This window comes from Variovorax sp. LjRoot84 (genome assembly GCF_964254305.1).
In the GTDB taxonomy this organism is placed as follows: domain Bacteria; phylum Pseudomonadota; class Gammaproteobacteria; order Burkholderiales; family Burkholderiaceae_C; genus Variovorax.
The window spans coordinates 1433624-1448599 of record NZ_CAXUTE020000001.1 but is presented as its reverse complement, the minus strand read 5'-3'; the positions used below and the strand labels follow the sequence as shown (position 1 = coordinate 1448599).

11 protein-coding genes are annotated in these 14976 nt (G+C 68.0%); 4 read left to right on the top strand and 7 right to left on the bottom strand.

Annotation, left to right across the window (positions count from 1 at the left end):
* Window positions 1-26: 26 nt before the first annotated feature.
* Genes ACSQ9I_RS07315 through ACSQ9I_RS07305 form a run of 3 tightly spaced genes read left to right on the top strand, consistent with a single transcriptional unit; the run spans window position 27 to window position 3781 of the window.
* Window positions 27-1373 (top strand): hypothetical protein, encoded by a 1347-nt coding sequence (locus tag ACSQ9I_RS07315; RefSeq protein WP_436312722.1) that lies wholly within the window; start codon window positions 27-29, stop codon window positions 1371-1373.
* Entirely contained in the window at window positions 1370-2533 is a 1164-nt protein-coding gene (locus ACSQ9I_RS07310; RefSeq protein ID WP_436312721.1) for a glycosyltransferase, read from the top strand. Before ACSQ9I_RS07315 ends, ACSQ9I_RS07310 begins: the two co-directional genes overlap by 4 nt.
* A gap of 3 nt (window positions 2534-2536) precedes the next feature.
* A complete protein-coding gene (locus ACSQ9I_RS07305; RefSeq protein WP_436312720.1) occupies window positions 2537-3781 on the top strand; it encodes a glycosyltransferase WbuB in 1245 nt (414 codons plus the stop codon).
* A 42-nt stretch (window positions 3782-3823) separates the two neighbouring features.
* On the opposite strand, the gene ACSQ9I_RS07300 is transcribed toward ACSQ9I_RS07305, so the two are convergent.
* From ACSQ9I_RS07300 to hemC, 7 genes are all read right to left on the bottom strand, one after another.
* A complete protein-coding gene (locus tag ACSQ9I_RS07300; protein WP_093106655.1) occupies window positions 3824-6079 on the bottom strand; it encodes a polysaccharide biosynthesis tyrosine autokinase in 2256 nt (751 codons plus the stop codon).
* Entirely contained in the window at window positions 6079-6498 is a 420-nt protein-coding gene (locus ACSQ9I_RS07295) for a low molecular weight protein-tyrosine-phosphatase (RefSeq protein ID WP_436315725.1), read from the bottom strand. The genes ACSQ9I_RS07300 and ACSQ9I_RS07295 overlap by 1 nt, the downstream gene beginning before the upstream one ends.
* 31 nt (window positions 6499-6529) lie before the next feature.
* Entirely contained in the window at window positions 6530-7690 is a 1161-nt protein-coding gene (locus tag ACSQ9I_RS07290; RefSeq protein WP_436312719.1) for a polysaccharide biosynthesis/export family protein, read from the bottom strand.
* Window positions 7691-7916: 226 nt separating this feature from the next.
* A complete protein-coding gene (locus tag ACSQ9I_RS07285) occupies window positions 7917-9200 on the bottom strand; it encodes a heme biosynthesis protein HemY (RefSeq protein ID WP_436312718.1) in 1284 nt (427 codons plus the stop codon).
* 18 nt (window positions 9201-9218) lie between these two features.
* On the bottom strand, window positions 9219-10298 hold the full coding sequence (locus ACSQ9I_RS07280) for a uroporphyrinogen-III C-methyltransferase (RefSeq protein ID WP_436312717.1): 1080 nt from the start codon (window positions 10296-10298) through the stop codon (window positions 9219-9221).
* Window positions 10295-11068: a uroporphyrinogen-III synthase gene (locus ACSQ9I_RS07275; protein WP_436312716.1), complete on the bottom strand. Its 774-nt coding sequence runs from the start codon at window positions 11066-11068 to the stop codon at window positions 10295-10297. The genes ACSQ9I_RS07280 and ACSQ9I_RS07275 overlap by 4 nt, the downstream gene beginning before the upstream one ends.
* 5 nt (window positions 11069-11073) lie before the next feature.
* Window positions 11074-11985 carry a hydroxymethylbilane synthase gene (hemC, locus tag ACSQ9I_RS07270; RefSeq protein WP_436312715.1) on the bottom strand — a complete coding sequence of 304 codons (912 nt, stop codon included), beginning with the start codon at window positions 11983-11985 and terminating at the stop codon, window positions 11074-11076.
* Window positions 11986-12074: 89 nt separating this feature from the next.
* On the opposite strand from hemC, the gene ppc reads away from it, so the two are divergent.
* Window positions 12075-14909, top strand: a complete 2835-nt coding sequence (ppc, locus tag ACSQ9I_RS07265) for a phosphoenolpyruvate carboxylase (RefSeq protein ID WP_093106670.1) — start codon at window positions 12075-12077, stop codon at window positions 14907-14909.
* The last annotated feature ends 67 nt before the right edge of the window (window positions 14910-14976 follow it).

The following is a 14976-nucleotide window of genomic DNA, read 5'->3' as shown; positions in this document are numbered from 1 at the left end:
GGCATGCAATCCGGAAGGACGCGACCATGAGCGCGATCGCCGCAAGCGTCCCTCGCGCGGCGAACCGGGCCGCGTCGCTCAGCCGCGCCGGCCAGCTTTTTCTTGCCGTATTCCTGATCGTCATTTTCGAAGGCGCGGTGCGCAAGTGGGTGTCCTCCGCGTCCACGCTTCCCTTGATCCTTCTGCGCGACCTGCTGGCCCTCGCGCTGGTCGTCTACGCCATGAGGCACGGCTACCTGAGGCGCCACAAGAAGATCACGGCCGTCATGCTCGCATGGTCCTGCCTGGTGCTCGGCTGGGGACTGCTGCAGCTCGTCGGCGGCGAAAGCTCGCCGGTCGTGTTTGTGATCGGCCTGCGTTTCTGGCTCCTGTACACGTGGTTCGCCGTCGCGGCGGCCGCCGCCATGAACGAAACGGACTACCGGGCTGCGATCCTTGCGGCAGCCCTCGTGATGCTGCTGCTGGCACCGCTGGCCGTGCTGCAGCACTACTCGCCTCCCGGCGCGCGTATCAACACCCAGTTGGACGGCGACGAGGAAAGCGTCTTCGTCGCGGTGGTGGGCGTGGTCCGCACCACCGGGACCTTCAGCTTCACCTCCGGCTATGCCACCTACTTGACGATGGTGGCACCGCTGGTGTTCGGCATCCTGGGCGCCAGGAAGCGAAACACCAGGCAGTTCCTGTTTGCGATGGCCGTCTTCGTGGCCTTCGTCACCGGCGCGCTGGTGAGCGGCTCCAGAACGGCGGCGATCACCTCGGGCATGATGCTCATGGCCTACCTGCTCGGCAGGCTGCTGTTCTCGAAAGCGCGCAACAAGGTGGGCGCAGCGGTCGCGGTCGTCGTCGTGCTCGCGATGACGGCGCTCTTCGCCTACGTTTTCCGCGATGCCATCGGCGTCACGCAGACACGCTTCGAGCAGGCGGCGCAGGCAGAAGACTTCGGCGAACGGGTTCTTACCGTTCTGTTCGGCGAACCCTGGGTCTACGACCTCATGAGCTGGCTGGGCTACGGCGTGGGCTTCGGATCCAACCTCGCGACCTACGTTCGCACAGGAGCGGCGGATGTCTTCGCGCTCGCGGAAGCCGAAGGCGGCCGCATCCTGATGGAGGGCGGCCTGCTGGGAGTCGCCTACATCGCACTCAAGTACCTGGCGCTGGCCGTCGGCCTGCTGTCGAGCCTGCGGGCCTCGATCAAGACGAATTCCCCCTATGCGGTGCTGGTATGGCTCACCACCGCGCTCGCCGTGGTCAGCTGGCCTGCGCTCGGCCAACTGACGGCCAATGCCCTGCTCGGCATCATGCTGGCCTACGCCCTCCTGGTTCTCCGCTATCCGAGGCTCGAAATCTTCCCAAGCCGCGCCTCGCGATCGTGAGACTGCTTCATCTCATTCCATCCGTCGATCCCCGGGGCGGAGGCCCCATCGAGGGAGTCCGGCGGATCCATGATGCGCTGGCGGGCATGGGGCACGAAGGCGACCTCGTGAGCCTAGACAGCCCCGACGCCGGCTTCGTTGCCGACTATCCGGGCAAGGTGATCGCGACCGGCCCCTCGATCTCGAGCTATGGCTACAACGAGCGCCTGGTGCCGTGGCTCAAGGCGCACGCCGGCGACTATGACGCCGTCATCGTCAACGGGCTCTGGCAGTACGTCGGCTTCGCCGCCTGGCGCGCCCTGCACGGCTCGTCCACGCCCTATTTCGTCTACAGCCACGGCATGCTCGATCCGTGGTTCAAGCACCGCTACCCGCTCAAGCACCTCAAGAAGTGGCTCTACTGGCCCTGGGGCGAATACCGCGTGCTGCGCGATGCGTCCGCCGTGCTCTTCACCTGCGAGGAAGAACGCCTGCTCGCACGGCAGTCGTTCTGGCTCTATCGCTGCCGAGAGGTGGTCGGCTCCTATGGCACCACCGTGCCGCCGCAGGACGCCAAGGCCTTGTCCGAGGCATTTCTTTCGTCCTTTCCCGAGCTGAGGCAGAAGCGCTTGCTGCTGTTCCTGGGCCGCATCCACGAGAAGAAAGGCTGCGACCTGCTGATCGACGCCTTTGCGCGCACGGCGGCCGATGCACCGGATGCCCATCTGGTGATGGCGGGCCCCGGCGACGAAGGCTTGACCCGTCAATTGCAAAGCCGGGCGGCCAGCCTCGGCATCGCCTCGCGCGTCAGCTGGACCGGCATGCTGTCGGGCGACTTGAAATGGGGCGCGTTCCATGCGTGCGAAGTGTTCTGCCTGCCCTCGCACCAAGAGAACTTCGGCATCGCGGTGGCGGAGGCGCTGGCCTGCAGCCGGCCGGTGCTGATCAGCGACAAGGTCAACATCTGGCGCGAGATCGCGGCCGACCACGCGGGCTTCGTCGAGTCCGACACGCTGGATGGCACGATCGCGTTGCTGCGACGCTGGCTGGACTCGACACCCGCCGAACTCGCGGCGATGCGCGTCGCCGCGCTGCGCTGCTTCGACAGCCGGTTCCAGATGGAGCAGGTGGCGCAAATGCTGGTGCGCACCATTCGCGAACACTCGCCGCAACCCGCCTGATCCATGAAGCTGCTCGTCTACGGAATCAATTTCGCGCCGGAACTGACCGGCATCGGCAAGTACACCGGAGAAATGGTCGCGTGGCTGGCCGCGCGAGGACACGAGGTGCGCGTGGTGACCGCGCCGCCCTACTACCCCGACTGGGCAGTTTGGCCGGGCTACCGCGCCTCGCGCTACACGCAAGAGACCTGGCGCGGCGCCACGGTGCTGCGCACGCCGCTGTGGGTGCCGCGCAAGGTCAGCGGCGCGAAGCGCCTTCTGCACCTGGCGAGCTTCGCGCTGGCCAGCGTGCCGGCCCTGTTCGCGCAATGGCGCTGGAAGCCCGACCTCGTGTGGGTGACGGAGCCACCGCTCTTCTGCACGCCGGCGGCGCTGGTCTTCGCGCGGCTGCGCTCGGCCAAGACCTGGCTGCACATCCAGGATTACGAGGTCGACGCCGCCTTCGAGCTCGGGCTGCTCAAGGGCGCGCGCCTGCGCGCCTTCGTTGCCGCGGTCGAGCGCGGCCTGATGCGCCGCTTCGACCGCATCTCCACCATTTCACAGCGCATGATCGAGCGCGCGAGCAGCAAGGGCATCGAGGACGCGCGACTGATTTCCCTGCCCAACTGGGCCGACGTCTCGGCCATCCAGCCGTTGCAAGCGGACAGCCCCTACCGCGCCGAACTGGGCATCCCGTCCGATGCCATGGTCGCCCTCTATTCGGGGAACATGGGTGCCAAGCAGGGGCTGGAACTGCTGGCCGAGATGGCCCTTATGCTGAAGGACCAGCCCAACCTCCACTTTGTGTTCTGCGGCAACGGCGCCGGCCGCGCCGAACTGATGAAGCGCTGCGAGCAGCTCGCCAACGTCCGCTTTCTCGATCTGCAGCCGGTCGATCGGCTCGGCGACCTGCTGGGCCTGGCGGACATCCATCTGCTGCCCCAGCGCGCGGATGCGGCGGACTTGGTGATGCCCTCCAAGCTCACCGGCATGCTGAGCAGCGGCAGGCCCGTGGTGGCCGGCGCACGTGCCGAGACCGAGCTCGGCAAGGTCGCATCCGAATGCGGCGTCGCCGTGCCGCCCGATGATGCAAAAGCTTTTGCTGCAGCAGTGGTCTCGCTGGCTTCGCAGCCCGGGCTTCGGAGCGAACTGGGGCTGCGTGCCCGCGCCTATGCCGAAGCGCGATTCGATCGCGATGCCGTGCTGGCACAGTTCGAACGCGATCTGCAGGCCTGCGTGGCGCGCATGGCGCACCGTCCGGCCACCTGAGACGCCACCCTGCCGCGCCGGGCAGCCGCCCGGCGCCTTCCGTCACTGCTCTTCGGGCAGGATGCTCTCGTAGTTGTAGTTGGTGTAGCGGTAGCGGCCGTACTTGTACGGGGCATAGGCCCGACGGCCGACATCCATCGCATTGAGCAGCACGCCGGTGGCAGCCTTGCCACCCATCGCCAGACGGCGCGTGCTTTCCTTGAGTTCGCCCATGGTGGACTGGTCGGCGCGCGCCACCAGCAACACCGTGCCTGCATGCGTCGCGACCGTGGAGGTGTCGGCGGCGACCAGCACCGGCGGCGTGTCGATGACGACCAGGTCGTACTGCTCGGACAGGCGCTCGAGCGCCGTCTTGAACGAGTCCGACACCAGCAGTTCCGACGGGTTAGGAGGCAATTGGCCCGTGGCCAGGAAGTCCAGGTTGGGAACCACCTGGCGGTGCACGGTCTGCTGCACCGTCAAGCTGCCTGCGATCAGCTCCGAGAGCCCGCCGTGGCGCTGCAAGCCGAAGTACTGGTGCGTGTGGCCGCGCCGCAGGTCGGCGTCGATCAAGAGCGTGCGCTTGCCGGCAGCGGCCATGAGGGCGGCGAAGTTCGCCGTCACGAAGCTCTTGCCGACGCCTGGGGTGGGCCCGGTGATCAGCACGCGGTTGTTCGGCGACTCCAGCATCGCGAACTGCATGGCCGTGCGCAGGCTGCGCAGGCTTTCCACGGCCGGATCGTCCGGACTCTCGATCGCCAGCAAGCGGACGCCGGTGGCGCCGCTCAAGCGTCGCTTCGCGATCGCACTTTGCGCAGGACTGAGCGGAATGGTCGAGAAGACCGGCAGGCCGGTATCGGCTTCCACCTCGTGCGGGTCTCGCAGGCGCTGCTCGATGAAGGAGCTGCGCACGAACGCGGCGACGATGCCGAGGAACAAGCCCAGGGCCAGCGCGGCCGCGACGATGACCTTGCGGTTCGGCTTGACCGGAACCTGTGGCACCACCGCCTCGTCGAGCACGCGGACGTTGCCGATCTTGCCTTCCTTCACCAGGCGCAGCTGCAGCGCGTTGTTGAGCAGCTGCTGGTACAGCTCGGTGTTGACCTTGACGTCGCGCTCCATGCGCACCGCCTCCTGCTGGATGGCAGGCAGGCCCTTGATGCGAGCCTGGATCTCGCCCATGTCGGTCTTCAACGCCGCGATCTGGCTGTCGAGCGTCTGCACGGCCGGATGCGCGGAGGTGAAGCGGGCCTCGAGCTCGCGCCGGCGCTGCTGGGCATCCAGCAACTTGGTCTGGCGATCGACCGCCTGGCCCAGGACCAGCGCCGCTTCCTCGCTGAAGGCCACCGTGCCCTTCTGGTTGCGATAGCGGTTGTAGACCTCTTCCGACGCCTCCAGCTGCTTCTTGAACTGCGGCAGCTGGACATCGAGGAAGGCCAGCGTCTTCTGCGCCTCGGCGGCCTTGCGCTCGATGTTCTGCTTGACGTACTGGTCGCCCACGGCATTTAGCACGCGCGTCAGCTTGAACGGGTCCGTGTCCTGCAGGGCCACGTTGATGATGCCGGAGGTTTTGCCCCGCTCGGTCAGTATCAGGCTGGACTGCAACGCAATGGTGGTCGGCAGCATCGCGTAGCGGTAAAGATTGAACAACGCGCCCGGCTTGCCGGCGAGTTCGGTCACCGTCAACTCGATCGGCCCGCTGCCGGTGTCGGCCTTCAGCGGCGTGCCGACGGTGCCGGTGAGCTGCTGCATGCCGGGATAGTCGAGCGTGTACTGCTTGTCGGCTTTCGCCGTCACCGTGAACAGCCCGCCTTCCATGTGGGTCGGCACGTCGAACTTCGACACCAGGATGCGTTCCGTTCCCGACACATAGCCATCGAGACCCAGGAAACCGGGCTCGGAAAGGCCCGTGGCTCGCCGCGCCAGCCAGCCGCCGACGTAGGGCACATAGCGCGGGCTCGCCGCAATGTAGAGCTTGGTCGCTTCCACCGCCTGGCCGGCGATCATGCGCGAGCGGATGATCTCGATCTCGGCATTGGCCGGCGTCTTCACGTCGATCAGGCCGCCGGCCTCGCTGAGAATGCCCTTGCCGCCGGTGCCCGTGTCCTCGACCTGAACCACCATGTTGGACTCGTAGATCGGCCGCTCCAAGAACGCGTAGGTGGCACCGATCAGGAACACGACGAGGGTGATCGCCGCGATCAGCCACTTGTTCGAGAGCAGCACGTCGATGTAACGCCCGATGTCCAGGTCGTCCTCGTCCGCGCTGCTCATGATCTGCGAGGTGGGGCTTGTTTTGGGAGTGAGAGTGGAATTCATCAACTGGATACTCTTGAAATGCGTTTGACCCACTGCTGCGCACCGCCTTCAATGAGCGCAAGCGACCGTTCGAAAGCGCTGCGACCCGCGCGGTACGGATCAGGCACGTCCTGGTCGCCGAACTCGCAGAGGCGAAACACCTTGCCGGCGGCGAAGAGGTAGCGTTCCTGGACCGTGCGGCGCTGCTCGCGATCCATCACGAGGATCAGATCGGCGCGCTGGCACATGTCGAGATTGAGCTGCCGCGCCCGATGTTTTTCGAGGCTGATGCCGCGCGCGTCCATCAGTTCGCAGGCGATCGGATCCGCGCGCTGGCCGGCCATGGCCTGGAGGCCCGCCGAAGTGATCTGCACGCCGGGCAAGGCCGCGGCCACCAGGCCTTCGGCCATCGGGCTGCGGCAGATGTTTCCGATGCACACGACGAGGACGTTCCGGATGGTCACGGTCTGCCTATCGCCCAGTCGTGCCGCCGCGCGAGCCCAGATCGCGATAAGAAGTCGCGGTCGTGGCCGTCGGAAGGATCAGGCTCAGGACGCGGTTCCACTGCACGAGCGGGACCGGATCGACATAGACCACGTCCTTGGGACGCAGCGCAAAGCCGTCTGCAAGCGCAATCGCCGTCGGCGTGCGCGCATCGAGGTGGAAGATCGCCTGGCCTTCGGTCTCGTTGCGGATCACGTAGATCTGGCGCGGATTCGCAGTCCCCAGGTTGACGCCGCCGACCTCGGTCAGCGCATCGTTCAGGCTGAGCCTGCCGTTGCGCATCATCACGCCGGTCTGGATGCCCACCTCACCCATCACCGTGACCTTGCGCTCGTCGCGGCCGCGCACCATCACCATGTCGCCCGACTTCAGCGGGATGCGGCTCGGGTCGATCCCTGCCTCTGCCAACGCCATCAGGTCGAGGGGAATGGTCCTGCCGTCGCGCGTGAGGTTGATGGCGGAACGGTCACCCGTCGGGGCCAGGCCGCCGGCACGGTTGAGCGCCTCGGCGAGCGTCATCGGGATGTCGGTGAACACCATCAGGCCGGGAAGCCTGACCTCACCTTCGATGTAGGCGCGCTTGCTGCGAAAGGCCTGGACGCGAACGCTGAGCTGGGGATTCTTGAAGACCCGCGACAGCCGCTGCACGAGCGTGTTCTCCAGTTCCTGGACGGTCATGCCGTCGACCTTCAGCGCACCGACGTAGGGGAAGCTCAGCTGCCCGGTGTTCGACACGATGAAGCCGGGCGCCGGCGACACGCTGGCCGGATCGGCCACCGTGGTGGCGGGGATCGCGCTGAACACGATCTCCGGGTGGTCGTAGACCACGATGCCGACCACGTCGCCCGGCCCGATCTTGTAGACCTCGGGGGTGCCGACCAGCGCCTTGACCTCCGGCGGAACCGAATTCCCGACCGCAGCGCGCTGCGCCCGGATCAGCTGGGGCGTGATCGAGGTGATCGCACCGGGCGGCGGCGGATCGATCTCGGAGGTCGAAAAGCCCGACGGCGAGACGGCCTGGGCGGCGTCGTTGCTGGCGGAACGGAACCCCGGTGCCAACGGCGCGCACGCCTGCAGCAGCAGGCCGGCCGAGGCAAACAAAGCGGTGTGTAATAGAAAACGTTTCAAACCCAACTCCGCGTTCGTGACCAGAATGAATACTTTTGCAATCAGTTACGACTGTACATCAGTCAGCGCTGAGGTCAAATTCTTTCTCGGCGTAGATCATTAGGCAGAGAAAAAATACGCGTGTAGGCAGAAACGCCGAGACAGCGAAAGTTTGCATATTGGCCGTGGATATTTGATAGTTAGCTATCAATAAGATAGCTAACCGAGCCTCGGAATAGGCCCAATTTCAGGGGTTCTCGGTCTGCGCCGCGCGCTTCCAGGCGGCGGAAGCCTGATCGGCGTCGTCCCGAGCCTCGGCCAGCTGGGCCAGAGCCTGCCAGGCTCGCCGATGCAGGTTCGGGTCCTGTAACGCCAAGCCAGCTTGCGTGAGCAATTGTTGCGCCTTGCCCCAGAGCTGGCGCTTCATGCAGGCCATGCCGGCCAGGTACTGCAGGTTGGCGTCGCGCGGGTTGTTCCGCTGCGCCGACTCGATGCGCGCCAGCCATTCCGCATCGACCGAGTCCAGACCCACTTCGAGCGCCCGCACCAGCTTCACGCGCAAGGACTCGCCGAGGCTCTGGGGCTGCGCCACCATGCGCTCCCAGACCGGCAGCAGCCATGCGCGCGCCAGCGTGAGATCGCCACGCAGCGCCACCATGCGCTGGGCCGCGTGGATTGCGACCTCAGGCATCTCGCGCTCCCAGGCCTCGAACTCACCCCAGGCGCGCAGCAGCTGGGCCGGGTCGTGCGCGCCCGAGAGCAATTCGGTCGCCAGCCCACGCACGATGCTCTGCGCGGCCGAATCCGAGAAGGCGCGATGCTTGGCCAGCAGCCGCGCGGTTTCGAGCGCCTCGAGGGTGCGCCGGTCCTGGCGCGCCGCCTTCAGCCGCAGCCGCAAGGCCAGCGTGCGCCGCTGCGCGCCCTGCGGTAGTTCCGCAAGCCGCGCCAGCGCCGCAGGCGCATCGCGGTCGTCGAGCGCCCAGCGGGCGGCGCGCAGCTGCACGCCTTCGCGCGTTTCGAGACTCGCGAGAACTGCGCGATCGGCGCTCTCGTTGAGCGCCTGCTGCAGATGCGCATCGCGCGCCGCGCGATCCTGCAGCGCCTGCGCGCTCTCGGCCGCGAGCAGGTGCGACAGCACCCGCACCTGCTGGGCCTGCGGCAGCCGCGCGTCGAGCGCGGCCAGCGTTCTTTCCTGCGTGAGCGCCGCCTGCGCCGCCTTGCGCGCGCGCGAGAAGCGGCCGGCCAGCAATTGCGCCAGCGCGTCGAGCAGGGCCGCGTACAGGGCGCGCTCCTTTTGCTGCAGGCGCCACTGACGCGCCTGCCTGGGAAGCGAGAACAGGGCCGACAAGCCGCGCAGCGCCACATAAAGCAGGCCGAAGGCCGCCAGCAGGAGCAGCAGCACGAGATTCAAGGAGAGGTCGACCCGCCACGGCGGCCAGAAGACGGTGACCGTGCCCTGGTTGTTGCCGGCGAACAGTGCCACCGCGGCCGCGATGCCGAACAGGGCGAGAAACCAGAGTGCCGCGCGCATTTAGGGCCTGCCCTAATCCTAGCGCCCGGCAGCAGCCGTCGCGAGCGCGGTCAGCGTTTCGTCGATGCGCGGCGGCTCGCTGGTTCTGACCTGCGCCTGCAGCTGCTGCACCAGCGTGGCGGCGGCCTGGACGCGGCGCGAGGCCGGATCGAAATAGCGGTTGAGCGAAGCCGACACGGTGGCCAACTCGTTGCGCGCCGTATCGACCTGCCGCGACAGCAGGGCCAGACGCGCATTGAGGAGCTGGAGCTTCAGGTTCTCGCGCAGGAAGAAGGTCTGGTCCGGCGAGAGCAGCACGGCTTCGGGCCGCTCGATGCGCCCCACGCGCAGCAGCGAGCGCGCCTCGCCGCGCACGATCAGCAGGAAGCGCTGCCACCAGGGCGCGTCGGCCGGCACCGGCTCGGCCTGCCACGAATTGAGGCCCGCACCGCGCACGGCGACCGCATTCAGCGGCGGCAGATCGTCGACGCTGCGCATCAGTTCGTCGAGCTTCTGCAGCGCTTCGCCGCTGTCCGCGCTGGCGCTGGTGCGCAGGCGGTCGGCATCACGCTGCATCGCGCGCTGAAGAGGCGCGAGCCGCGGCTGCGCAGTACGCGCGATGCGCAGGTCGCCGGCCTTGAGCGCCGCTAGCAGCGGCTGCACGTTGCCCGTGACCTGCGCCTGCTGCAGCGCCAGGCGCACGGCCGACTCGATGTCGACCACCAGGTTCTCGTCACGCGAACGCGACAGGCTCTGCATCAGCTCCTCGAGCTGCGAACGCTGCAGTGCGACTTCGGCGACACGGGTTTCGGTCAGGGCCAGCCGCCCGGCCGTGTCGCGCACCACCTCCTGTGCTTGCCGCGCCAGGGTGCGGGCCTCCATGGATTGCGCCAAGGCATCGGCGCTCTGGCGCGCGAGCTGCTCCTGCATGCCGCTGACCTTCTGCCAGAGCGCCACAGCGATCACCAGCGCCACCACCGCGACGACGGCCAGCAAGCCCACCACGACCCTGGAGAGGACGGCCGATGCCGCCGCGGGCGTGACCTGCAGCGTGGCCGGCAGGGGCGCACGCGCTGCGGGTTCCTGCAGGCTTTCGTTCAACACGGAGGCATCGCTCATTCGAAGGATTCTATCGACGCGACCAGCGCCGCCAGGCCGGGGGAAGAGACACGCACCGTGCCGAAACCCGCATTCCGCGCGGCCTCGGCGATGCGGGCATGGGTGGCGATCGCGCGTGCCGAGCGCCAGCTCGTTGCCGGTAGCGCGCGGCACAGGTTGGCGATGGCTTCGGAGCTGCTGAAGAGCCAGATGGCACGGCCGCCGGCACCCTCGGCGGCCACTTGCCGCTCGGCAGCACCCCAGGACGGAACCAGCCGCCGATAGGCCACCACCGTATCGCAGACACCGCCGGCAGCGGCGATCTCGCGCGCCAGCCAGTCGCGCCCCGCCGGCTGTCCCGAAGCATCGCCGCCGCGCACGATCAGCACGCGCGCACCCGGACGCACCTGCGGCTGCACGTGCGCCCACAGGGCTTCGGAATCGAACTGTTCGGCATCGGCGGGCGGCGCATCGATCGACGAAGCAGGCACGCCGGCCGCCTGCAGGGCGCCGCAGGTGCCGGGCCCGGTGGCCCAGAAGCGCTGGCGCAGCACGGAGGGGAGCGCGCCGCCGGCGCGAAAAAAGTGCTCGACAGCCGCGGCGCTCACGAACATCAGCGCGTCGTAGTCGGGCAAGCGTTGGCGTGCCGCCTGCAGTTCCGCCGGATCGTCGAGCGGCTCGATCACGATCAACGACAGCGAAACGGCATCCAATCCCGCGGCGCGCAATTCGCCCACCCAGCGCGCCGCCTCGCGCGCGGGGCGCGTGACGATCACTGGGGCGGACGGCATCTCAATCAGTGAGCGCCGGCGTCGCGCAGCAGTTTCGCGGCACCCACGCCCAGCGCATCGGCCTGCGCGAAGTCTGAGGCTTCGGCCAGCGCGTGAATCTTCACCAAAGGCGCCGCCGCGTCGGGGTCGCCCCAGGCCGCGTCGATGCGCAAGCTGCCGTCGGGCTGCCAGCGTGCATGGGCCGCAAGCGGCATCGAGCAACTCCCGCCCATGGCGCGGCTGACGGCGCGCTCGGCCGTGGTGGCGAGCCAGTCGCTCTGCTTCGACAGCGGCGCCAGCAGCGCGATCAAGTCGGCGCGATCGGCGCGCACCTCGATGCCGAGCGCGCCCTGCCCGGCCGCGGGCAGCATCGCATCGGGCTCGAAGACGGCGCGGATGCGGCCCTCGAGGCCGAGCCGCTTGAGTCCGGCCGCGGCGAGCACGATGGCGTCGTATTGACCTTCGTCGAGCTTGCGCAGGCGCGTGTCGAGATTGCCGCGCAGCGGCTCGATGCGCAGGTCGGGCCGCAGCGCGTGCAGCAGCACCACGCGGCGCAGGCTGGAAGTGCCGACGACCGCGCCCTGGGGCAGCGCATCGAGCGAGGCATAGCGCGGCGACACCAGCGCATCGCGCGGATCTTCGCGCGGCAGCACGCAGGCCAGCGCGAAGCCCTCGGGCAGATCCATCGGCACGTCCTTGAGGGAGTGCACCGCGATGTCGGCGCGCCCTTCCTCGAGCGCAAGCTCGAGCTCCTTCACGAACAGGCCCTTGCCGCCGACCTTGGCGAGCGAGCGGTCGAGGATCTGGTCGCCGCGGGTGGTCATGCCGAGCAGGCTGACCGTATGGCCTCGGGCCTGGAGCAGGGACTGCACGTGCTCGGCTTGCCAAAGGGCCAGCCGGCTCTCGCGCGTGGCGATCACGATGTTGCTCAAGGCCATTTCCATTGCTGTGGGGGATCGGTGGAATGCTAGCATGTTGCATCGCAACAACGCATGCGCCAATCGGGTCCGACGAGGAGATATTTCGAATGAAAACAGCCCCCACCACCGCTTCCGCACCCCGGCGCCGCAACAGCGACGAACAGCCGCTGATCGACGACATCCGCCTGCTCGGCCGCATCCTCGGCGACGTGATCCGCGAGCAGGAGGGCGAAGACAGCTACGCGCTGGTCGAGAAGATCCGCACGCTCTCGGTGTCTTTCCGCCGCGATGCCGACCATGCGGCCGACCGCGCGCTCAAGAACCTGCTCAAGGGCCTGAGCGCGGCCGAGACGGTGCGCGTGATCCGCGCCTTCACCTACTTCAGCCACTTGGCGAACCTGGCCGAGGACCGCCACCAGATCCGGCGCCGCACCGAGGCCGAGCGCGCCGGCGAGAACGCCGAGGGCAGCCTCGAGGTCGCGCTGGCACGCATCCGCAAGGCGGGCATCGCGCCGAAGGCTGTGGTCGAGTCGCTCGCCCACAGCTACGTGTCGCCGGTGCTCACTGCCCATCCGACCGAGGTGCAGCGCAAGAGCATCCTCGACGCCGAGCGCGCCATCGCGCAGCTGCTCACGGCACGCGACGAGATCAAGCTGCACCAGCATGCCTTCGCGGGAAAGAAGGACACGCTGACGCCGCGCGAGTACGCCGAGAACGAAAGCCAGATGCGCACGCGCGTCACCCAGCTCTGGCAGACGCGGCTGCTGCGCTTCTCCAAGCTCACCGTGGCCGACGAGATCGAGAACGCGCTGAGCTACTACGAGGCCACCTTTCTGCGCGAGATCCCACGCGTCTATGCCGAGCTCGAAGCGGCGCTGGGCCAGGGCGCCATCGCGCCCTTTCTGCGCATGGGCCAGTGGATCGGCGGCGACCGCGACGGCAATCCCAACGTCACGGCCGAAACCCTCGAGTACGCGCTGCGCCGCCAGGCCGAACTGGCGCTGCGCCACTACCTGACCGAGGTGCACTTCCTCGGCGGCGAGCTGTCGTTGTCGGCCACGCTGGTCGATGTGTCGGTCGAGATGCAGGCGCTGGCCGAGCGCTCGCCCGACAAGAGCGAGCACCGCGTCGACGAGCCCTACCGCCGCGCGCTGACCGGCGTCTATTCGCGGCTGGCGGCCACGCTGCGCGAGCTCACCGGCGGCGAGGCCGCGCGCCATGCGGTCGCGCCGCAGAACCCCTACACGCAGGCCGAAGAATTCCTGGCCGACCTGCGCACCATCGAAGACTCGCTCACCGACAAGCACGGCTCCGTGCTGGTCGCGCAGCGCCTGCGCCCGCTGATCCGCGCGGTCGAGGTGTTCGGTTTCCATCTCGCGACGGTCGACCTCAGGCAGAGCTCCGACAAGCACGAGGCCGTGGTGGCCGAACTGCTCGCCACCGCGCGCATCGAGCCCGGCTACGCCGCGCTGGCCGAGGAGGCCAAGCAGACGCTGCTGCTGCGCCTGCTTGACGATGCCCGCCCGCTGCGCGTGCCCGATGCCGAGTACTCGCCGCTGGCGCAAAGCGAGATCGCAATCTTCGCCGCCGCCCGCAAGGCCCGCGCGCGCTACGGCGCGGCCGCCATCCGCCACTACATCATCAGCCACACCGAGACCGTCAGCGACCTGCTGGAGGCGCTGCTGCTGCAGAAGGAAGTGGGCCTGCTGCGCGGCACGCTGGAAGAGAACGCCACCTGCGACCTGATCGTGGTGCCCTTGTTCGAAACCATCGAAGACCTGCGCAACGCGGCGCCGATCGTGCGCGCCTTCTACGCCCTGCCTGGCATCCAGGCGCTGGTGCAGCGCTCGGGCGCCGAGCAGGACGTGATGCTCGGCTACAGCGACAGCAACAAGGACGGCGGCATCTTCACCAGCAACTGGGAGCTTTATCGCGCGGGCACCGCGCTTGTGGCGTTGTTCGATGAGCTCAACAAGAAATCGAAGACCTCCATCCGCCTGCGCATGTTCCACGGCCGCGGCGGCACGGTGGGACGCGGCGGCGGACCGAGCTACCAGGCCATCCTCGCGCAGCCGCCCGGCACGGTGCGCGGCCAGATCCGCCTGACCGAACAGGGCGAGGTGATCGGCTCCAAGTACGCCAACCGCGAGATCGGCCGGCGCAACCTCGAAACCCTGGTCGCGGCCACGCTGGAAGCCACCCTGCTGCCCTCCGCCAAGGCCGCGCCCGCAAGCTTTCTGGCGGCTGCCGGCGAGCTCTCGGCGGCCAGCATGGCGGCGTATCGCGAACTGGTCTACGAGACACCCGGCTTCGGCGACTACTTCTTCAGCGCCACGCCGATCCGCGAGATCTCCGAGCTCAACATCGGCTCGCGCCCCGCTTCGCGCAACCCCAGCCGAAAAATCGAAGACCTGCGCGCCGTGCCCTGGAGCTTCAGCTGGGGCCAGTGCCGGCTCACGCTGCCGGGCTGGTACGGCTTCGGTTCGGCGATCGAGCAGTTCCTCGCGGCCGCGGGCAGCGCCGCGGCGCGCAAGGAGCGGCAGGCGCTCCTGCAGCGCATGGTCGCGCAGTGGCCCTTCTTCAGCACGCTGCTGTCGAACATGGACATGGTGCTCGCCAAGAGCGACCTAGCCCTGGCCTCGCGTTATTCGGAACTGGTGGCCGACCGCAAGCTGCGCCAGAAGGTGTTCTCGATGATCGATGCCGAATGGCACCGTACTTCCGACGCACTGACGCTGATCACCGGCGCGAAGCAGCGGCTCGAAGGCAACGTCGACATGCAGCGTTCGATTCGCCACCGCTTCCCCTACATCGATCCGCTGCACCACCTGCAGGTCGAGCTGATGCGCCGCTGGCGCGCGGGACAGGACGACGAGCGGCTGCAACGCGGCATCCACATGTCGATCAACGGGGTGGCGGCGGGGCTGCGAAATACCGGCTAGACCGGTTAGGAGACGGCGAAAACGCGCCATGTGCGCCGCCTCCTACGTGAACATCCGGCGAAGCAGA

Bases quoted from the DNA above. Each gene is read 5' to 3' on its own strand.
- ACSQ9I_RS07315 (WP_436312722.1), top strand. From the start codon at position 27: ATGAGCGCGATCGCCGCAAGCGTCCCTCGCGCGGCGAACCGGGCCGCG.
- ACSQ9I_RS07305 (WP_436312720.1), top strand. From the start codon at position 2,537: ATGAAGCTGCTCGTCTACGGAATCAATTTCGCGCCGGAACTGACCGGC.
- ACSQ9I_RS07300 (WP_093106655.1), bottom strand. From the start codon at position 6,079: ATGAATTCCACTCTCACTCCCAAAACAAGCCCCACCTCGCAGATCATG.
- ACSQ9I_RS07285 (WP_436312718.1), bottom strand. From the start codon at position 9,200: ATGCGCGCGGCACTCTGGTTTCTCGCCCTGTTCGGCATCGCGGCCGCG.
- ACSQ9I_RS07280 (WP_436312717.1), bottom strand. From the start codon at position 10,298: ATGAGCGATGCCTCCGTGTTGAACGAAAGCCTGCAGGAACCCGCAGCG.
- ACSQ9I_RS07275 (WP_436312716.1), bottom strand. From the start codon at position 11,068: ATGCCGTCCGCCCCAGTGATCGTCACGCGCCCCGCGCGCGAGGCGGCG.
- hemC (WP_436312715.1), bottom strand. From the start codon at position 11,985: ATGGCCTTGAGCAACATCGTGATCGCCACGCGCGAGAGCCGGCTGGCC.
- ppc (WP_093106670.1), top strand. From the start codon at position 12,075: ATGAAAACAGCCCCCACCACCGCTTCCGCACCCCGGCGCCGCAACAGC.